The sequence below is a fragment of the Rhodococcus sp. P4_F3_2 genome, assembly GCF_056401335.1.
This window is the reverse complement of sequence record NZ_JBFUJN010000018.1, coordinates 92,748-112,262: the sequence shown is the minus strand read 5'-3', so window position 1 is coordinate 112,262 and position 19,515 is coordinate 92,748. Positions and strand designations below refer to the sequence as shown.

General features: G+C 64.2%; 21 protein-coding genes, 1 pseudogene and 1 riboswitch. Of the genes and pseudogenes, 11 read left to right on the top strand and 11 right to left on the bottom strand.

What is annotated here, in order from left to right; translation table 11 throughout:
- Window positions 1–2 precede the first annotated feature (2 nt).
- Window positions 3–383: a PPOX class F420-dependent oxidoreductase gene (locus AC1DWA_RS19785; protein WP_058038797.1), complete on the bottom strand. Its 381-nt coding sequence runs from the start codon at window positions 381–383 to the stop codon at window positions 3–5.
- Between the two features lie 218 nt (window positions 384–601).
- On the opposite strand from AC1DWA_RS19785, the gene AC1DWA_RS19780 reads away from it, so the two are divergent.
- The gene (locus AC1DWA_RS19780; protein ID WP_037134397.1) at window positions 602–2,242 is read left to right on the top strand and encodes a GMC oxidoreductase; all 1,641 of its coding nucleotides are present in this window, start codon (window positions 602–604) and stop codon (window positions 2,240–2,242) included.
- Between the two features lie 39 nt (window positions 2,243–2,281).
- Here the strand turns inward: AC1DWA_RS19780 and cobN are convergent, their stop codons facing one another.
- Window positions 2,282–5,902: a cobaltochelatase subunit CobN gene (cobN, locus tag AC1DWA_RS19775; protein ID WP_428689949.1), complete on the bottom strand. Its 3,621-nt coding sequence runs from the start codon at window positions 5,900–5,902 to the stop codon at window positions 2,282–2,284.
- Between the two features lie 49 nt (window positions 5,903–5,951).
- A riboswitch (adenosylcobalamin (AdoCbl) riboswitch) is annotated at window positions 5,952–6,063 on the bottom strand.
- A gap of 62 nt (window positions 6,064–6,125) precedes the next feature.
- Between cobN and cobG the strand changes: the two genes are divergently transcribed.
- The 10 genes from cobG (at window position 6,126) to AC1DWA_RS19725 (ending at window position 12,088) form a co-directional block, all read left to right on the top strand.
- Window positions 6,126–7,268: a precorrin-3B synthase gene (gene cobG / locus AC1DWA_RS19770; protein WP_477846608.1), complete on the top strand. Its 1,143-nt coding sequence runs from the start codon at window positions 6,126–6,128 to the stop codon at window positions 7,266–7,268.
- Between the two features lie 19 nt (window positions 7,269–7,287).
- Window positions 7,288–7,914, top strand: a complete 627-nt coding sequence (locus AC1DWA_RS19765) for a precorrin-8X methylmutase (RefSeq protein ID WP_007729839.1) — start codon at window positions 7,288–7,290, stop codon at window positions 7,912–7,914.
- On the top strand, window positions 7,911–9,398 hold the full coding sequence (cobJ, locus tag AC1DWA_RS19760) for a precorrin-3B C(17)-methyltransferase (RefSeq protein ID WP_030536355.1): 1,488 nt from the start codon (window positions 7,911–7,913) through the stop codon (window positions 9,396–9,398). Before AC1DWA_RS19765 ends, cobJ begins: the two co-directional genes overlap by 4 nt.
- A 26-nt stretch (window positions 9,399–9,424) precedes the next feature.
- A complete protein-coding gene (locus tag AC1DWA_RS19755) occupies window positions 9,425–9,784 on the top strand; it encodes an HNH endonuclease (protein WP_065455757.1) in 360 nt (119 codons plus the stop codon).
- Window positions 9,781–10,185 carry a nuclear transport factor 2 family protein gene (locus tag AC1DWA_RS19750; RefSeq protein WP_054188253.1) on the top strand — a complete coding sequence of 135 codons (405 nt, stop codon included), beginning with the start codon at window positions 9,781–9,783 and terminating at the stop codon, window positions 10,183–10,185. Before AC1DWA_RS19755 ends, AC1DWA_RS19750 begins: the two co-directional genes overlap by 4 nt.
- Window positions 10,186–10,290: 105 nt before the next feature.
- Window positions 10,291–10,542 (top strand): hypothetical protein, encoded by a 252-nt coding sequence (locus AC1DWA_RS19745; RefSeq protein WP_172932870.1) that lies wholly within the window; start codon window positions 10,291–10,293, stop codon window positions 10,540–10,542.
- On the top strand, window positions 10,539–10,871 hold the full coding sequence (locus tag AC1DWA_RS19740) for a type II toxin-antitoxin system HicB family antitoxin (protein WP_223257807.1): 333 nt from the start codon (window positions 10,539–10,541) through the stop codon (window positions 10,869–10,871). Before AC1DWA_RS19745 ends, AC1DWA_RS19740 begins: the two co-directional genes overlap by 4 nt.
- Window positions 10,872–10,969: 98 nt before the next feature.
- Complete coding sequence (locus AC1DWA_RS19735) at window positions 10,970–11,209, top strand: PLDc N-terminal domain-containing protein (RefSeq protein WP_020907792.1); 240 nt, start codon at window positions 10,970–10,972, stop codon at window positions 11,207–11,209.
- Between the two features lie 77 nt (window positions 11,210–11,286).
- The gene (locus AC1DWA_RS19730; RefSeq protein ID WP_047888154.1) at window positions 11,287–11,877 is read left to right on the top strand and encodes a dihydrofolate reductase family protein; all 591 of its coding nucleotides are present in this window, start codon (window positions 11,287–11,289) and stop codon (window positions 11,875–11,877) included.
- An 82-nt stretch (window positions 11,878–11,959) separates the two neighbouring features.
- On the top strand, window positions 11,960–12,088 hold the full coding sequence (locus AC1DWA_RS19725) for a hypothetical protein (protein WP_477916933.1): 129 nt from the start codon (window positions 11,960–11,962) through the stop codon (window positions 12,086–12,088).
- A 204-nt stretch (window positions 12,089–12,292) separates the two neighbouring features.
- On the opposite strand, the gene AC1DWA_RS19720 is transcribed toward AC1DWA_RS19725, so the two are convergent.
- From AC1DWA_RS19720 to AC1DWA_RS19680, 9 genes and pseudogenes are all read right to left on the bottom strand, one after another.
- Window positions 12,293–13,075: an alpha/beta hydrolase family protein gene (locus AC1DWA_RS19720; RefSeq protein ID WP_477846607.1), complete on the bottom strand. Its 783-nt coding sequence runs from the start codon at window positions 13,073–13,075 to the stop codon at window positions 12,293–12,295.
- Between the two features lie 200 nt (window positions 13,076–13,275).
- Window positions 13,276–13,791, bottom strand: coding sequence for a DUF1990 family protein (locus tag AC1DWA_RS19715; RefSeq protein ID WP_477846606.1), 516 nt, complete (start codon window positions 13,789–13,791; stop codon window positions 13,276–13,278).
- Entirely contained in the window at window positions 13,791–14,150 is a 360-nt protein-coding gene (locus AC1DWA_RS19710) for a VOC family protein (protein ID WP_042951939.1), read from the bottom strand. Before AC1DWA_RS19710 ends, AC1DWA_RS19715 begins: the two co-directional genes overlap by 1 nt.
- Window positions 14,151–14,160: 10 nt before the next feature.
- Window positions 14,161–14,802: a ScbR family autoregulator-binding transcription factor gene (locus AC1DWA_RS19705; RefSeq protein WP_019748499.1), complete on the bottom strand. Its 642-nt coding sequence runs from the start codon at window positions 14,800–14,802 to the stop codon at window positions 14,161–14,163.
- A 159-nt stretch (window positions 14,803–14,961) separates the two neighbouring features.
- Window positions 14,962–15,912: a HAMP domain-containing protein gene (locus AC1DWA_RS19700; RefSeq protein ID WP_229757156.1), complete on the bottom strand. Its 951-nt coding sequence runs from the start codon at window positions 15,910–15,912 to the stop codon at window positions 14,962–14,964.
- Window positions 15,913–15,942: 30 nt separating this feature from the next.
- Window positions 15,943–16,683: pseudogene (locus AC1DWA_RS19695) on the bottom strand (cobalt-precorrin-6A reductase); the annotation flags it as partial.
- Window positions 16,684–16,706: 23 nt separating this feature from the next.
- Entirely contained in the window at window positions 16,707–17,456 is a 750-nt protein-coding gene (gene cobM, locus AC1DWA_RS19690) for a precorrin-4 C(11)-methyltransferase (protein WP_477846604.1), read from the bottom strand.
- Complete coding sequence (locus AC1DWA_RS19685; protein WP_047888149.1) at window positions 17,453–18,736, bottom strand: bifunctional cobalt-precorrin-7 (C(5))-methyltransferase/cobalt-precorrin-6B (C(15))-methyltransferase; 1,284 nt, start codon at window positions 18,734–18,736, stop codon at window positions 17,453–17,455. The genes cobM and AC1DWA_RS19685 overlap by 4 nt, the downstream gene beginning before the upstream one ends.
- Window positions 18,733–19,494 carry an SDR family NAD(P)-dependent oxidoreductase gene (locus AC1DWA_RS19680; RefSeq protein WP_020969664.1) on the bottom strand — a complete coding sequence of 254 codons (762 nt, stop codon included), beginning with the start codon at window positions 19,492–19,494 and terminating at the stop codon, window positions 18,733–18,735. Before AC1DWA_RS19680 ends, AC1DWA_RS19685 begins: the two co-directional genes overlap by 4 nt.
- Window positions 19,495–19,515: the final 21 nt, after the last annotated feature.

Genomic DNA, 19,515 nt, shown 5'->3' with positions numbered 1-19,515 from the left:
GGTCAAGCTGCAGTGATGGCAAGTCCGATCGTTCCGGTCTTGCCGCGGCGCAGGAGACTGCCTTTCATGGTGATCCAGCCAAGGATTCCGTAGCGACGCGCGATCGCGTCGCGAGCATGATCGGTGCCCGGCGCGTCGAGGATCTCGGCGACGGCGGCAACCGGTTCACCCTTCGGATTTCCCCGCGCGTCACACGCGGCGACTGTGACCGAGGGGTTTCGCCTGATGCGCTTGACCTTGTAGGAATCGGTGACGGTCCACATCAGGAGCTTGTCGCCGTCCGGCGCGGCCCAGAGCGGCGTCGCCACCGGCGTTCCGTCCTTGCGGAAGGTCGTGAGTAGGACGTACTTGGCCTCGGAGACGCGCTTGAAGTCGGAGTTCACTCCTCGAGGATAGGGGCGGGAACCGCTCACTGGACACCGATGAGCCTCGGCGACTATCCGGCGACCTTCCGCAATCGGCTGAAGCATGCCACTTATGCACGTTTTATCCGGTTTCTGTGCGCATTCAACATGCCGTTTCGTCCCCAAACTCCATCTCGAGTTATTCTGAGGCAAATCGTCGAACTGGGGAGTCGAACAAACACATGCAGCGTCGTGACATGCAGCGTCGTGACTTTTTCAAAGCGGCCGGAGTGGGGGCAGCAGTTGCAGCCGCGACACCGCTCATGTCGACCTCGATCAGCCACGCCGCCCCCGCGCCTCTGCGTGCGCTACCGATGGGTGCCGATCACTACCGCGCACTCGTCCCCGAGTTGTTCGTACCCTCGCCCACTCCCCCGGAACATTCCGAAGCCATCGTCATCGGGTCAGGTTTCGGCGCCAGCGCGACCGCTCTCCGGTTGGCGCAGAGCGGCACCCAGGTCACCATCCTCGAACGCGGACTCCGATGGCCGCATGATCCGCAGCGGGAGATTCACACCTCCGACATGCTGGCCGACGGCCGCGGAGTTTTCCGGCGCACATCGTTCACCAACCTCACCGGACTCCCGGTGGTGTGCGACTACTTCAGCGGCGTCCTCGATGCCACCGACTACGAACACATCTCGGTCTGGCGCGGCGCTGCAGTCGGCGGTGGTTCCATCATCTTCACCGGCGTGATGATCGCGCCCGAGCGCCGATTCTTCGACGCAGTCTTCGGCAACTCCCTCGACTACGACGAGATGGCGTCCACCTGGTACCCCAAGGTGCGCCAGATGCTGCGTCTGAGCCCGTTGCCCGAAGATATTTACCAAACCCCGAATTTCGGCCACTCGCGTCGTTGGGATCAGGACGCTCGTCGTGCCGGATTCGATCCGCAGCGGATCGACGGGATCTGGAACTGGGACGTGGTGCGCTCAGAACTCGACGGCCGAACCCGAGCCTCGGCCACTGTCGGTGACAGCAACATGGGTAACTCCAACGGCGCGAAGTTCGACCTCACGCAGAACTACATTCCCGCCGCCGAAGCCACCGGACGAGCCACCGTCTGTTACGGACATCAGGTGCTCGCGATCAGTCGCGAACGTGATGGACGCTACGTCGTCGACGTCGAATCGACGGATCCGACGGGTGGCGTTCTGGCCCGGAAGACTCTTACCTGTGACCGTCTGTTCCTCGGCGCCGGTTCGATCGGCACGTCCGAACTGTTGGTACGTGCCCAGGCGACGGGCGCGCTGCCGAACCTCAACGAACACGTCGGTAAGGGCTGGGGAACGAACGGCGACGCCGGGATGGTGCGCTCGTTCGGCTTCAGTGACGGCACCGAGCAAGCCGCACCGTCGGCATCACGGATCGTCGACGAGTCGGGAATGCCCCTCTCCCTGGAAAACTGGTACGTCCCCGGGCTACCCGTCAACATCGGCATGCTCGGAACCTTGGGTATGACCCTCGATTCGCAGCGCGCCGACTTCGCCTACGACGGCGGCTCCGATCGGGTGGTGCTGAACTGGCCGAAGAACGGCAACGACGCCACCGTCGAGGCCCTGCGCGCCGTCCAGAACAAGATGGCCTTTGCCGGCACCACGCTGCCGTCCGCCTTGCCGTTCGCGAAGGACGTCAATTCCTCGTTCACCGCGCATCCCCTCGGCGGTGCGGTTCTGGGAAAGGCCACTGACGGCTACGGGCGAGTCAAGGGCTACGACGGCCTGTACGTGATGGACGGCGCTGCCATTCCGGGCAGCACCGGCACCGTCAATCCGTCACTGACCATCACTGCTCTGGCGGAGCGGAACATCGCTCAGATCATCAAGTCCGGACGCTGAAACACTTCAGCGCCCGGACCTGCCGGTGATTCTCGAGGTTTACTCCCCCTCGAGTTCGCCTTCGGTTTCGAGGTACACCTGACGCAAGCCGTCGAGTGTCTTCTGCTCGGGGTGCTCCCACATGTTGCGCTCGGCGGCTTCGAGGAGCCGCTCGGCGATTCCGTGCAGGGCCCACGGGTTGGATTGCGTCATGAACTTCTGGTTCTGCTCGTCCAGAACGTAGGTCTCGGCGAGCTTTTCGTACATCCAGTCCGCGACCACGTTGGTGGTGGCGTCGTACCCGAAGAGGTAGTCGACCGTGGCCGCCATCTCGAAGGCACCCTTGTACCCGTGACGGCGCATCGCGTCGAGCCAGCGGGGATTGACCACGCGCGCCCGGAAGACACGTGCGGTCTCTTCCGAAAGTGTGCGTGTGCGAACCGATTCCGGCCTAGTGCTGTCGCCGATATATGCCTCGGGCGACTTTCCGGTCAGCGCGCGCACGGTGGCAACCATGCCGCCGTGGTACTGGAAGTAGTCGTCCGAATCGGCGATGTCGTGCTCACGTGTGTCGGTGTTCTTGGCCGCCACGTTGATTCGACGGTAAGCACTGCGCATGTCGTCGGCTGCCGGGATTCCGTCGAGCCCACGGCCGTACGCGAAGCCGCCCCAGTTGGTGTACACCTCGGCGAGGTCGTCGTCACCGCGCCAGGTCTTGGAGTCGATGAGTTGCAGCAGTCCGGCGCCGTAGGTTCCGGGCTTCGAACCGAAGATACGGGTGGTCGCACGCCTGGCGTCGCCGTGCTCGGCAAGGTCGGCCTGTGAGTGGGCGCGCACGTAGTTCTGCTCGTCCGTCTCGTCCAGTGCCGCGACCAGCTGAACGGCGTCGTCGAGCAGTGCGAGCACGTGCGGGAACGCATCACGGAAGAATCCGGAGATGCGGACGGTGACGTCGATGCGCGGGCGGCCGAGTTCTTCGAGATCGATGACTTCGAGGTTGACGACGCGTCGGCTTGCTTCGTCCCAGACGGGGCGAACACCGAGGAGCGCGAACACTTCGGCGATGTCATCGCCGGAGGTACGCATGGCGGCGGTTCCCCACACCGACAGACCCACCGAGCGCGGGTATTCGCCGTGATCGGCGAGATAGCGAGCGGCGAGCGACTCGGCCATCGCCTGACCGGTCTCCCATGCCAAGCGTGAAGGAACTGCCTTGGGGTCGACGGAGTAGAAGTTACGACCAGTGGGAAGAACGTTGATCAGGCCGCGGAGCGGTGACCCACTCGGACCCGCGGCGATGAATCCGCCGTCGAGCGCGTGCAGGACCTGCTTGATCTCGTTGTCGGTCTGCCGAAGACGCGGAACCACTTCGGTGGCCGCGAACTGCAGGATCTTCACGACGGTCTCGTCGTCGCTGAGTTGTTCTGCCGCAGCGGGGTTCCAATCGGCGTCGTACATGCCGCGAACCAGTGCGTGCGCCTTTTCCTCGACGTCGTCGACACGGCTGCGCGACTCGTCGCCGTCTTCGCTGAGCCCGAGTGCTTCACGCAAACCGGGGACGCTCTGTTCGCCGCCCCACATCTGACGGGCACGCAGCATGGCGAGGACCAGTTCGATTTCGGCGTCGCCCTGGGGTGCACGGCCGAGAATGTGCAGACCGTCGCGGATCTGGACGTCCTTGATCTCGCACAGCCAACCGTCGACGTGCAGGAGCATGTCGTCGAACACGTCTTCTTCAGGCCGCTCGGCGAGGCCGAGGTCGTGGTCCATCTTGGCGGCACGCATCAGTGTCCAGATCTGCTGGCGAATAGCCGGGAGCTTGGACGGATCGAGTGCGGAAATGTTGGAGTGCTCGTCGAGCAGTTGCTCGAGGCGGGAGATGTCGCCGTAGCTTTCGGCACGGGCCATCGGCGGGATCAGGTGATCGACGAGCGTCGCGTGAGCACGACGCTTGGCCTGTGTTCCTTCGCCCGGGTCGTTGACCAGGAACGGGTAGATCAGCGGCAGGTCGCCGAGCGCTGCGTCGGTGCCGCAGTTGCTGGACATGCCGAGTGTCTTGCCCGGCAACCATTCGAGGTTGCCGTGCTTGCCGAGGTGCACAACGGCGTCGGCGCCGAATCCGCCGTTGTCCGGGGTGGCAGCGATCCAGCGGTAGGCCGCGAGGTAGTGGTGGCTCGGCGGCAGATCCGGGTCGTGGTAGATCGCGACAGGCTTTTCACCGAATCCCCGTGGCGGCTGGACCATGAGGACGATGTTGTTGAATCGCAGTGCCGCGATGACGATTTCGCCGTCCGGATCCTGCGAGCGATCGACGTACAACTCGCCGGGCGCTGTGCCCCAGTGTTCTTCGACTCCGCTGCGCAGTTCCTCGGGCAGGGTGGCGAACCAGTCGCGGTACTTCGCTGCCGAGATGCGGATCGGATTGCCCTCGAGCTGCTCGGCAGTGAGCCAGTCGGGATCCTGTCCGCCGGCCGCGATCAGGGCGTGGATCAGCGCATCGCCGTCCTTGGCCGCCAGGCCGGGAACTGCGTCAGGGCCGTCGACCGGACCGAGGTCGTAACCGGCAGAACGCATTTCGGTGAGCAGATCGATTGCGCTCGCCGGAGTGTCGAGGCCGACGGCGTTGCCGATACGGGCGTGCTTGGTCGGGTACGCCGAGAGCATCAGAGCAACGCGACGCTGGGTGGTCGGAATGTGACGAAGCTTGCCGTGACGGACTGCGATGCCGGCGACACGGGCAGCGCGCTCGACATCGGGGACGTACGTGGACAGCCCGTCGGAGTCGATTTCCTTGAAGGAGAACGGGACGGTGATGATGCGACCGTCGAACTCCGGCACCGCCACCTGCGTCGCGACGTCGAGAGGCGACAGTCCGTCGTCGTTCTCGTCCCAGGTGGCGCGGCTACTGGTCAGGCACAGCCCCTGCAGGATCGGGACGTCGAGTGCAGCGAGTGCGGCGACGTCCCAGGCTTCGTCGTCCCCACCAGCGGACGCGGTGGCGGGCTTGGTGCCGCCGGCAGCAAGAACTGTCACGACCATAGCGTCGGCGCGGCGGAGCGTGCTCAAAAGTTCGGCTTCTGCGGTTCGCAGAGATGCGCAGTAGATCGGGAGCGCGGTGCCACCGGCCTCGGCGACCGCGTCGCACAACGCCTGGATATACCGGGTGTTTCCGGCCAAATGCTGGGCGCGGTAGTACAGAACTGCGATGACCGGACCGCTCGCCGAGTCGAGATCGGGCGCGAAATCAGCGATGCCCCAGGAAGGCAGGTGAGCCGGCGGCTCGAAACCGTGGCCGGTGAGCAGGACGGTGTCGGAGAGGAAGTGGTGCAACTGTGCCAGATTCTGTGCGCCACCCTCGGCCAGGTAGTTGTGCGCCTCGGCAGCAACACCGGCGGAGACCGTCGAGCACTCCATGAGGTCGGCATCCGGCGCGTGCTCGCCGCCGAGAACGACTACGGGCAGTCCGGAGGCGAGGACCATCTCCAAGCCGTCTTCCCAACTGCGACGGCTGCCGAGAATACGAACGATCACGAGGTCGACGCCGTCGAGCAAGGGCGGCAAGTCCTCCGAGACCAGCAAGCGTGAGGGGTTGGCCCAGCGATAGGAGACGCCGTCGCCGGCTTCCTGGCTGGCGCGGGCGCTCAGCAGATCGGTGTCGGACGTGGAGAGCAGAAGAATCACGGGTGAAGCCTTCCTGGGGTTTCGCGCCCCGTGGCACAGATCTGTCATCGACGGCGGTTGAGGGTCTGACTTGTGTTTCCGAGCGGAAACACGTCCCGCTCGAGCAACACTCACAGTGGCGCGACCGCACCGGACTTTCACCGGTTTCCTCAACTGCCGTCACTGGTGGTGGTGATGCTACCGGTCCGCAGAAGGCACTCATGACAGGTCGTACCCTGGAGCCATGCCCACGGACCGTTCACAGCCAGACGCGTGCCCGGGTGCACTGCAAGTTCACCACGCCGCCGACGGCGCGCTGGCACGCGTGCGCCTACCCGGCGGACTCCTCACCCCGGTCCAATTGCAGACGCTCGCCGACGCAGCGCGCGATCTCGGCAACGGGCAGATGGAACTCACCTCGAGGGGCAACGTCCAACTGCGCTCGGTCTCGGACCCCGAAGCCTTCGCGGCGCGAATCGCGTCGGCCGGCCTGCTGCCGTCCGCGACGCACGAGCGAGTGCGCAACATCCTCGCGTCCCCACTGTCCGGCCGTATCGGGGGCGTAGCCGACATTCGTGAACTGGTCCACCGTCTCGATTCGGCGATCCAAGCGGATCAAGCATTGGCGGATCTGCCAGGGCGAACCCTGTTCACCCTCGACGACGGGCGCGGAGACATCACCGGGCTACGGGGCGATTTCGGACTCCATGCGCGCAGCGCCACCGAGCATTCACTGGTGCTCGCCGGTCACCACACCACTCATCTCGTCCAGGCGGACGACGCCGTCGAATTGCTCCTCGAGGCGGCTCGATCATTCCTCGACGTCCGCGACAAGCACTGGCGCCTGGCCGAGGTTCCGGACGGAATCGAACGCACCCTCGAGCAGCTGGGTCTGAGCGCCGAGTCCACCGGTGCTGCGGACCTCACGCCGGATGCACGGCCCACCATCGGCTGGCTCGAGCAGCGCGACGGGACCGTAGCCCTGGGCGGAGGCTTGCGATTCGGGCTGCTCGACGCTCGGCTGGCCGAGTTCCTGGCCGCCGTCGACAAGCCCGTTGTCGTGACGCCGTGGCGATCGGTGCACATCTTCGACCTCGACGAATGGGCTGCCGAGCAGGTAGTCCGGGTGTTGGCGCCGATGGGGTTGATCTTCGACGAGAACTCACCGTGGCTCGACGTCACCGCCTGCACCGGAAGCCCGGGATGCGAGAAGTCGCTCGCCGATGTGCGCGCCGACGCGATCACCGCGGTCGAGCAGGCAGAACTTCCGGTTGTCGGGCGCCAGCACTGGGCCGGGTGCGACCGCAGCTGCGGACGTCCCCGCGGGGACGTAGCGGATGTGATCGCGACGGGTGACGGTTACCGGGTGAATCCGCCCGATCGGTGATGCCTCTATCGTGTGGCACATGATCGAGTACATCCGTGACGGCGCGGAAATCTATCGCCAGTCCTTTGCCACCATTCGGGCCGAAGCCGACCTGAGCCGTTTCCCGGCGGATGTCTCGCAAGCTGTAGTGCGCATGATTCATGCAAGTGGCCAGGTCGATCTCGTCGACGACGTCGCCTTCACACCCGGTGTCGTCTCGGCTGCGCGCGCAGCTCTGCGCGACGGCGCGCCGATCTTCTGCGACGCCCAGATGGTGGCTGCCGGCATCACGCGCAAGCGTCTGCCCGCCGGCAACGACGTCATCTGCACCCTCGGCGATCCGCGGGTTCCCGTGCTGGCGTCGACCATCGACAACACTCGCTCGGCGGCTGCTCTCGAACTGTGGGGAGCCAAGCTCGAGGGCGCTGTTGTCGCGATCGGAAACGCACCCACCGCACTGTTCCATCTCCTGAACCTCATCGAAGCCGGCGCACCCCGTCCGGCCGCCATCGTCGGAGGTCCGGTCGGCTTCATCGGCGCTGCCGAGTCGAAGGAAGCCCTCATCGAACACGCCAGCGGGATCGATCATCTCGTTCTCCGCGGCCGACGCGGCGGCAGCGCGATCACCGCCGCCGTCGTCAATGCGATTGCGAGCGAAGTCGAATGAGTGCAGGCAAGCTCTGGGGTGTCGGTATCGGCCCCGGCGATCCCGAATTGGTGACCGTCAAGGCTGCCCGCGTCATCGGCGAGGCCGATGTGGTTGCGTTCCACTCCGCGCGGCACGGCAAGAGCATCTCCCGCGGAGTTGCAGCGCCGTACATGCGCGAAGGACAGATCGAAGAACACCTCGTCTACCCCGTGACCACCGAGACCGTTGATCATCCCGGCGGATACCAGGGCGCGATGGACGAGTTCTACGAAGCAGCTGCCGAACGGCTGGCAGTTCACCTCGCGGCCGGTCGAACCGTCGCGTTGCTCGCCGCCGGCGATCCGCTCTTCTACAGCTCCTACATGCACATGCACAAGAGACTGGCCGATCGCTTCGACGCCGAAGTGATTCCCGGCGTCACCTCCGTCAGCGCGGCATCTGCTGCACTCGGAAAGCCGCTGGTCGAGGGTGAAGAGATCCTCACGATCCTGCCCGGAACGTTGCCGCAGGCCGAGCTGACCAGGCGGCTCAAGGAAACCGACGCCGCGGCCATCCTCAAGCTCGGACGTACCTTCCCACCGGTCCTCCAATCGCTCGAGGATTCCGGTCGCCTCGGCGAGGCCCACTACGTCGAGCGCGCGAGCACCACACGTCAACGCGTCGAATCCGCTGCGGAGGTCGACCCGGACGGAGTTCCGTACTTCTCGATCGCCATCGTTCCGAGCCCGTCGAACAACCCTCGACCTGCGACCGAGTCTCGCGGCGAGGTGGTCGTGGTCGGACTCGGGCCGGGCGACACCGCCTGGACCACACCCGAAGTGGCGCATGAGCTTTCGTTGGCCACCGACCTCGTCGGCTACGGCCCGTACGTCGATCGCGTGCCGACGCGTCCGGGCCAGCGTCGCCATTCCAGCGACAACCGCGTCGAAGCGGAACGCGCCGCGATGGCGTTGGACCTGGCGAAGAACGGCGCCCGTGTAGCTGTCGTCTCCTCGGGTGATCCCGGCGTATTCGCCATGGCTGCAGCAGTTCTCGAAGTTGCCGCCGAAGACCAGTGGCGCGGGGTGCCGGTCCGCATCCTTCCCGGCATGACGGCGGCAAACGCTGTCGCCAGTCGCGTCGGCGCTCCCCTCGGGCACGACTACGCGGTGCTCTCGTTGTCTGATCGCCTCAAGCCGTGGGATGTCGTCGCGCGCCGTATCTCGGCAGTTGCAGCCGCAGACATGGCATTTGCGGTCTACAACCCGGCGTCGAAGTCCCGGACGTGGCAGGTCCAAGCCATGAAGGACCTCGTGCTCGAGCACCGCTCCCCCGAGACTCCCGTCGTCATCGGCCGCGATGTTGCCGGTGCCGAGGAATCAGTTCGCGTCGTGACCCTCGGCGAGCTCGAGCCTTCCGAGATCGACATGCGAACTCTGCTGATCGTCGGCTCCTCGATGACGACGGTCGTCGAAACCGGTTCGGGCCGTCAGGTGTTCACCCCGCGGCGCTACCCGGAGTGAACATCGCACAGCGATAGCATGGCCTCATGCCCGTCAACCGGACCCGGAAAGCCAGATACGCGCGTAGGCGCAAACGCCGAATGGATCTGATGGAGCACGACCTGTCCGTCGAGCAGTGGTCCGCGCTCAAAGCGGCCTGGGGTGGCTGCGCGTACTGCGGCGAGCCGGACGAGTCGCCGCAGCGTGACTGTGTGCTGGCGATCTCCCGCGGTGGGCGCTACACGCTCGACAACATCGCACCGGCTTGCCGCTCGTGCAATGCGAGCAAATGCAACAGCGAGGTCACTCTCTGGTTGCGGCGCAAGGGTTATGACGAGAAGGCCTTCCTCCTGCGCCACGCGGAGATAGGGATCGAGATGAGGGCGCAGTTCTCGGAGCAGTCGTGACGGCCCCGGACGAGTTGCGCCTGATTCTCGACGAGCTCATGGAGTTCGAACCTCTGTTTCACCGAACTCGAGTAGCGATGTCAAGCGCCGAGTTCGATGCGGTCGTCGACCCGGAGTTCCGGGAGATCGGAGCCTCCGGCGCTCGATACACCCGCGACTACGTGCAGTCGGCAGTCGCGAGCCGGCGACTCCGCGGCGAGGTGAACGACGCCGCCGAACTCGGGTGGAGGGTTGACCGACCCGCGCTGAGCCGGATTGCACCTGACACGTATCTGGTGACTTACCGGCTGGTGCAAGCGCAACGAGTTACCGAGCGATCATCCATCTGGCGGTTCACCGAGAATCGATGGAGCGTGTTGTTTCATCAAGGCACAGTCGTCGAAAGTGGTTTGGAAGCGTGAACAGCTCCCGACTCCGCCTCGGGAGAGAGAATTGCACGGTGTGGGCACTTACACCTTGCGCACTCCGCTGACCCACGGTGATACTAGATGCAGTATCAATATTGCATGGGGAAGAGAGACAAGCTGCTCGCGCAAATGCGGACCGCGCCGCAGAACGTCACCTACGACGAACTGTTCGCACTCTGCATCGATGTCTTCGGTCAGGCCAGGCAGAACGCCGGGTCTCACGCCAAGTTCCAGACGCCGTGGCCGGGACCACGCATCAACATTCAAAAGGGTTCGGGCGGTAAGGCCAAGCAGTACCAGGTAGGGCAAGTTCTGGCAGCAATCGAACGCATGGAAGGAGAATCGCGGTGATCCCCGCAGTGGAGCACTACACATACCGAGTCGAGTGGTACGAACCCGACGGAGAGTTCCTGGGAACCTGCACGGAGTTCCCTGGCCTGTCGTGGCTCGCGGATACTCAAGCAGCCGCCCTCGACGGCATCCGTACAGCGGTGGCCGAGACGCTCGCGGACATGGCAGAGACAGGTGAGCGGATCCCCGAACCGCTGAGCGAGCGCGGATATTCGGGCAAGTTCCAGGTCCGGATCACCCCGACTTTGCACCGCAAGCTGGCACGCGCCGCCGCCGAGGAAGGGGTTTCCCTCAACGCGTTGATCTCCGAACGTCTCGCGTCCGCGTGATCGACGGGGTACCGAGGGAAGGTCGATCTCGCACTAAGCCCAAGCGCTGGAGCGTGTTGTTCCAATCAAGTCACAGCGGTTGAAAGGGATTTGTAAGCGTGAACGAATCGATCCACAACCCCACCATTCCGCTTTGGGTGGACATCACCTTCACCGTCTTCGTTCTTGCCTGGATCTTCATCACGATTAGCGCGCTCGTGGCGATCGTGCGCACCGACTTCGACCGCTCGGGCGGCAAATTCTGGTGGTCGGCACTGGTGATCGCGGTGCCTGTACTCGGTGCGCTCGTCTGGTTGCTGTTCGGTCGACCCCCGCGTGACTCCAGGTCCCGAACCTGATCTACACCGACGGCCCGGCAGTAGTCTGAGTACGGTCCGGTGCTGTCACTCTGCGCGTATCAGGGGAGAACAACGAGATGAGACCACTTCGATACTCGATCAACGTCACCCTCGACGGCTGCTGCCATCACGAGGCGGGGCTCCCACCCGACGAGGAGTCGATGCGCTACTGGACCGCTCAGATGGAACGCGCCGATGCTTTGCTGTTCGGCCGGGTGACCTACGAGATGATGGAGTCGGCGTGGCGGAAGCCTGCAACGGGCGCGTGGCCTGACTGGATGGACGAGTGGGAGATCCCGTTCGCCGAGGCAATGGACCGGGCGAAGAAGTACGTCGTGTCGAACACGCTGAGCGGGGTCGATTGGAATGCCGAACTCGTGCAAGGCGACTTGGGGCCAGCAGTTCAGCGACTCAAGGAGCAGCCCGGCGAAGGCCTGTGGGTTGGCGGCGTGACACTCCCCCTGGCATTGGCAGACCTGGGACTGATCGACGAGTACGAGTTCGTTGTGCAACCGGTCCTTGCCGGACACGGACCGACGTTGCTCGCCGGTCTGCACGAGCGCATCCGACTCGAACTCGTCGATCGCCACGAGTTCCAGTCGGGTGCAGTCGCCGTGCGATATCGGCCCACTCAAATACCGCCCCCGGGTCAGGTATCGGACGGGTAGTCGACGCATGGCTGGACATGCGCGGTTGAAACACATGTCGTCGCCTCAGTTCGGACGCGAGAAGAGTTTCCAGTCTTGTTCGGTGTTCGGTATTGACCGGATACTCGGCACATCACGAGCATTAGCCACCGAAGTTCTCCGGACAATCCTCGACGAGATCGAAGCATCGAACTGGATCACGAACAAGGTCGTTCCGCCCGGCGGACCGTAAGGACCACTCGTCGCTATCGAACACTCTGGCCCCTTATTCCACGGGCACTGCACCTCGAGCTGTAAGCACCCCCGGTCGAGGGCCATGCTAGCGCGCACCCTCGCGCGCCTCAGTAAAAATGGCCAAGCTGGACGGCTACCGGCGAGCGAAGGATCGAAATCGCATCGGCGTCCGACACAGGCCGGCCGCCGATACGTGGTCACGTCAGCTCACAGGAGCGCTACCGCTCCCGCCGAGGTGGCGGGCGAAGAACCGAGCCGAACTGTCTCGCTCGTAGTCGGGCACGGGATAGTGCCTGCCCGAGTAGGCGTGCAGCGTCTTCTCCTTCGAACCGAAGGCATCGAACAACGCGACCCCTGACGTGCGGTCGTAATCCTTGTCGTCCCAAGGGATCCGGTACTCGACCGGGACCGTGAGCTTTCGTGCCGCTTCGATGAGGGAGTCGTCCACAAAAACTCCCCCGAAGCTCACGGCAGCGATCCTGGATTCGACCGGACCCAACATGAGCCCGGTCACGACCCCTAGCGACACGCCGCCGAAGCCGATCGGAGCGTCGGCGTTGACGTCGGGCAGCGTTTGCAGAGCGTCGATGGTCGCCTGCCATTCCGGCACTGCACGCTCCGCCAACGATCGGTTGTACTCGACGACGATCGGGGCGATCGGCTCGTGGGCCGCCCTAGCCTGGTGGATCGCCTCGACCCACTGTTCGTCCTGTGTGTTCCGCGGCCGGTCGCCGTGTCCGGGCGCGTCGATCGCGGCGACTGTGAACCCGTGGGAGCTCACACTGTGGAGTGCGCTGGCAACCAGTCCTGGTGCCTTCTTGTGCATGCCGCCGGAGTGCCCGGACAGCAGAAGGGGTGATTCGACAGATCCGGACGCGGGTGACCAGAGCACACCGGTGATGTCGTCCAGAGTGAAATGGCGTTCGACGACCCCGTTCAACGTCGTCTCGGAAGTGAATTCGATGGTCTGAGAATTGGATTGCATGGTGTTACCTTTCGGGATGCCTACTCGAGGCGCTCCCGGCGACACCTACGTCAATCGCCGATCCGTGAACACGAGTGGGAGCACCCACATGGTTACAGCGTTCATGGGTCTCACCTCCTGGCGTGTTGTCACGGTCTCGCACAAGCTATCAATCCGAACCGAAGCTCGTCCAATCATTTTTCCAGCGCGCCCGACAGCGGTCAAACCCGCGATCGGTCGACGCTCGCGCGGACGGCACGGATGTAGCGGCGCGTCACAAACGCCTGAACTCGACGTCCGATCGGAGCGCCGAGACGTACCCACCACGTTCCAGGCTTGGAGAATGCGACGATCTCGATACGAACCGCTTGGCTGGTCTCGTCGAAATGGACGACAAACAATTCCTCCCCGCATTCGGGGTGGCCTGCGCGGGTTCCGTACGCGAAGCCCTTGCGATTGGCGTCGTCGACGACATAGACGATCCGAACCGGGATAGCCACCGGGCCGAGTCCGAAAGTCGCATCCTGACCTGCCACCGCGGTCGGGGCTGCCGTACGGACGGTAAGACCGGCTCCGCGGTGCATTCCCCATTCCAGGACGGTACGAGCTGCAACCGCGAAATCTTCACGTCCGGATCCGACCGTCGCGATCTCGTGAACGTGGTGATAACCGGCGGGGAGAACGCCTGACGTCGCGCCCACCTCGAGGTACGTCAGTCCGCCCGGGCCGGACGCCATCACTGCTCGCGTCGGTGGCTGAGGATGTTGATCACGTGACCGTCGGGGTCGGTGGCGAAGAACCTGCGCACACCCCACGGCTCCTCGGTGACGGGATAGACGATCGTGTCGCCGCGTTGCACTGCGGCCTCGTACGCCGCATCGAGATCGTCCACCTCGACGGAGACGTCCGGCACGACGGGCGCATGAGCGTCGTGCGTCATGACGCTGATCTGCAAGGACGGATCCGTCGGCGAAGCCAACGTCACGATCCACCCGTGATCCATGACAACTTCGAGGCCCAGCACTTCGGTGTAGAAGCGCTGCGCGGCCTCGAGCGAACTACTCGACAGATCCGAAACTATCCGCGTAACGGCCATGTCCCGCAGGCTACGCCGCCGCCGGAGTCCACCGCGACTTGACGAGGCGCTCGATGTCACCGGAAAGTTCGTCGCTGACGATTCCCGGAAGCAGGATCTGCCACATCTCGTCGACACGATCCGGAAGGTCCGAGCGTCGGGTGAGTACGTTCGAAACCAGCTGTACTCCGGTGAATGCCGAGGGCATGAACCTGCCGAACGATTCTGCACTGACCGATTTTCGGATTTCACCTTCCGCCTGAGCTCTGGCGGTGAGATCGGTGATTGCCGAGATCCATTCGGCGTACGGTTCCACCGGCCCCTCGTACGTACTCAGTTCCAGCGTGAGGCGAATGCCCGCGCGAACGATCGGCTCATCAACGATCTGGCGTGCCATTTCGTGCGTGAGCATGATCATCTGTTCCAACGGGTCCTTGCCCGTCGCGGAAATCGCCTGCACCGATTCGATCGAGAGCCGATGCTGTTCGGCAATGATGAATTGCGCGAGCTCGTCCTTCGACGCGAAATGGAAGTACAACGCGCCCTTGGTAGTACCGGCCCCCGAGACTATGTCGGCCATGCTGGTGCTGCCGTAACCAGTCTTCTCGAACTGCGCGGCCGCGCCGGCAACGATTTGCTGCCGAGTCAGCTCGGCGCGTGCTTGCTTGACCACTGAATCCCTCTCGTCCTCCAAAGGCCCCCGCCCAGCAAACCCCACGGTTCGCGCCACACTCCAGCTATACCCAAAAACTTCACAATTGCCCCACATTACCAGCGCTCCTTCCATTGCTTCAATTACGAATGCAACAAAGGCGCTGGTCAGACGTCCGATTTAGAGGGAATCTCCTCTCCCCAACGTGCTTTCGTCAACCCGCGCACGGTCCACCAACTCTCCGACGAGGAGCGTCAACTCCATCATCTGGTCCGTGATTTCCTCACGCAACTGCGTTGCATCTGCCTCGGAAATCGCGCCGGACTTGGTATCGAAAGACATCAACAACTCGATATTGGTGCGAAGTGCAGTCAACGGAGCCAGAAGGTCCTGGCCCGCTTCGGTGATCAGACTTCTCTGGCGCGCCCGCGATTCCGACAACGTCCCGAGCATCCGATTGAAACTGACTGTCAACGACGCCAACTCGTCGTCGCCGGTCACCGGAATCGGCGCAAGATCATCCGTTTCGGCAACCCGCCGCGTTGCCGCAGTGAGTCGCGCAATTGGTCGTAATCCTGTGCGTGCCACAGCATCTCCGGCCGCGTAAGCGAGTGCGATACCGGCCGCCCCGAGTGCCGCCAACACCACTGCGAGTCGCTTGAGGACCGAACGTGTCGGCCCCAAGGATTGCGCGACAACCAAAGTTTGGCCCGCAACCGAGGGCTCGACAAGAATTCGATACGCATCGACGGTTGCGATCGTCTGCGACGAATTGCCGTCTGCGATCGACCTGATGGCGTCTGCGCTGGTGCTGAACGGCGGCAGACCGGGAGTCGCCGTCACCAATGCGCCGTCGGCAGTGAGAAGCCCCACCGCCTGGATGACCGCTGTATCCGCGCCGGCCGTCAATCCCAGAACCGGTGTGACACCGCCGAAATTGACGGTGTCGGTGATCGCGTCACTCGTGCGCTCGAGTTGTCGATCGACGTTGCCTTGCAAATACGCGTTGAACACGATGTACACCGCCGACGCCGACACGATCACCGCGATCGCCACCAGGCCTGCAGTCAGCAATTTCACGCGCGCATGGAGCGTCCGCACGTGAATTCCCGATGGTTTTCGACGGCTCATTCCGGGAACCGACACTCTCATGCGCGGTCCCGCAGTGCGGCGTCGAAAGATCCCAACATCCCTACAGGCCCCGGCTTCGGTGTCGAATGCCGGGGCGGTCGCCGGGATCGGTGGTCGTTCGACGACGATCACCGGGATCGACAATTTCCTGGCGGCGACGATCTTTGCGTACGTCTGCTCGCCGCCGCTGTTCTTGGTGATCACGACGTCGATGCCGTGAGTTCTCATCAGATCGACTTCCGCTTCGACGTCGAATGGGCCACGTGCGAGCAGCAATTGCGAGTGAGGTGGCAATGTCCCTGAAGGCGGATCGATGGAACGCACGAGAAACGAGACGTCCTTCACACGGTCGAACGCCGAAACTCCTTGCCTCCCGATCGTCAGAAAAGCACGTGAGCCGACCGTCGGCACCAATTCTGCGGCGTGATCGAGATTGCGTACCGGAAGCCAGGTGTCGCCGGGTTGCTCGCGCCACGGGGGGCGTCGGTACATGGCGTACGGAACGGAATTCGCGCGGCACGCGTCAAATGCATTTTTGGTGATGCGAGCGGCAAACGGATGGGTGGCGTCCAGCACTGCACGAATATCGTTGGCCGACAACCACTCCGAGAGCCCTTCGGCTCCCCCGAACCCACCGATGCGCACTTCCCCCTCCGGCCATCGAGGATCACGAACCCGGCCGGCCAGCGATGTGACAACTTCGAGGTCGGCTGAATCGGCCAACCGAGAAGCGATCACTCGACCTTCACCCGTGCCGCCGAGCAAGAGCACGCGACGACGAGTACCCGTCGGGGTCAGTGTGTGCTTCTCTCACGCGCCGCCGAGTAGAGATAGCTGTCCGGGAATCCTTCAGCAGTCAACACTCGGCCCACGATCACAACGGCCGTCTTCGTGATGCCGACTGCATGAACAAGTTCGACGATCGTCTTCAAAGTGCCTCGAACAACGATCTCCTCGGGCCGCGAGGCGAAGGCGACGACCGCCACAGGGCAGTCCTCGCCGTAATTGTCGGCCAACTCGGATGCGATCTGTTCGATGCGATGAGCGCCGAGGTGAACCACCATCGTTGCGCCGCTGCGGCCCAGGGACCGCAGATCCTCGCCCTCCGGCATTGCCGTCGACAAGGTGGAGACTCGGGTGAGAACAATGGTCTGCGAGACGCCTGGGACGGTCAGCTCACGCCTCAGCGCTGCGGCGGCCGCGGTAAATGCAGGAACACCGGGAATCATGTCGAAATCGACACCCGCGGCGTCCAGGCGACGAGCCTGCTCGGCTACCGCGCTGAAGATCGATGGATCACCGGAATGCAGACGCGCGACGTCCAGCCCGGCCGAATGCGCTTCGACAAGGATCGCGGTGATCTCGTCCAGGCTCAGGCGAGCAGTGTCCACGACCTGCGCCCCGACCGGGCACCACTCGAGCAACTCCGCTGGGACAAGGCTGCCGGCGTACAAGCACACAGGGCTCGCAGCGATGATGCGTTGCGCGCGGACAGTGATCAGATCTGCCGCACCGGGACCCGCACCGATGAAATGAACGGTCATTGTGTGGATTCCTCCGGCGTATCTGTGCCTGCGCCTGCAGACGGCTGACTTTTTGTGACGGACCATTGGACCACCGGAAGTTGCGGTCGCCAAACGTTGAACGCGCCCAAAGGCTCGGCGCGCTGCACCTGAAAGCGTCGCAGCGTCCCACCCTGGCGACTCATCCAGCCGAGCAGCAACGATTCGGACTCGGCGGTCACGGCGTTGGCAACCAGACGCCCGCCCACGCTCAACTGCTCCCAGCACGCTTCGAGCATTCCCGGTTGCGTGACGCCGCCGCCGACGAACACCGCATCGGGACGCCGAACCTCTTCCGCAAACGCCTCGGGCGCGGTCCCTTTCACTGCCAACGCAGGCACGCCGAGATTGAGTGCATTGGCACCGATCTGCGATACCCGGCTCGCCACTTTCTCGAATGCTGTTGCAGTGCAACGCGGGTGGGTTCTCATCCACTCGATGGCGACGGTGCCCGACCCTCCGCCGACGTCCCAGAGGTGTTCTCCCGGCGCCGGTGCGAGTGCACACAACGTCAATGCGCGGATCTCCTGCTTGGTCATCTGACCGTCGCCGACAAACGCAGCATCCGGTAGACCCGGGATTCGAGTCAGCCGCAACGGATGATCGACCGAGATGCACTCGACGGCCAGAACGTTCAACGCGTCCACGTCCTCGTCCGCGTGATCCCACTCGTCCGCCACCGTGACGGTCCGCGATTCCTCGGCCCCGCCCAGCTGGGCCAGTACAGTCAGAGTCGATCGTCCGAAGCCCGCGCCGGCCAACAGACGTGCCACCTCCCCCGGTGTCGAGCGCCCGTTGCTCAGAACCAAGAGGCGCGCGCCATCGACCACTGCCGCCAAGACGGTCGCCGAGTCTCGGTTCACCAGGCTCACGATGTCGACCTCGGCCGATGCCCATCCCATTCGCGCGCTCGCCAACGCCACCGACGACGGGTGCGAGATCACTCGCACGTTGTCCGCGCCGAGCAGCCGGACCAACGTGACGCCGAGGCCGTGGAACATCGGGTCACCGCTGGCGAGCACACATACTTTGCGGTCCGCGTTCTCGGCGAACATCGACGGCAACGCCGGAATCATCGGAGACGGCCAGGTGAGCCTGGTGGGCGCACGCCGTGCCCCGAGATGTGCCGCCGGGACCAAGTCCAGCTGGCGCGGCGACCCCATCAGGACCTCCGCACCGAGGATTGCACCCTGCGCGCTCTCGGACAGCCCTTCCCAGCCGTCGGCGCCGATGCCGACGATCACCACCGGGTGTGCGGTCATCGCGGCATCCGGCGCCAGATCGTCTGAGGCAGAAGCCGCATGACGAAGAACACCGGCTGCAGAATTCGCGGAACCCACACCCGAGTCGCCCCGGAGTTCAGTCCCCGTACGACGGCGTCGGCGACCTGCGACGGAGTGCTCGACATCGGGGCAGGCGACATTCCCTCGGTCATCTTCCCGATGACGAACCCTGGCCGTACCAGCATCAACTGCACGCCCGAACCGTGCAGCGCGTCGCCCAGACCGCTGGCAAAACCGTCCAAGCCGGCCTTTGCGCTCCCGTAGACGTAGTTGGCGCGGCGAACCCGAACGCCGGCGACGGACGAGAACACCACGATCTTTCCGGTTCCCTGTCGGCGCATGATCTCCGCGAGGTGCGTGAGGATGCTGATCTGCGCCACGTAGTCGGTGTGCACCACCGCGACCGCATGCGCCGCGTCGGTTTCGGCACGCGCCTGATCGCCGAGAATTCCGAAGGCCAGCACTGCAACCGAAATCCGACCGTGCTCGGCGACTACGGCCTCCAGGAGGTCTCCGTGCGTGTCGACGGCGTCGGCGTCGAACTCGACGGTGGAGACGCCGACCGCTCCGGCGTTCCTGAGCATCTGCTCCTGCTCCGACAGCTCGCCGCTGCGTCTGGCAGCCAGAACGATGTTGCGGCCCGGCGCGAGCCTGACCGCGATCTCGAGGCCGATCTCACTTCGTCCGCCGAGGAGCAGTACCGTCTCGATGTCATTCACGTTCGCACCCGCAGTCACCGCTCCAGTGTCCTGGATTAC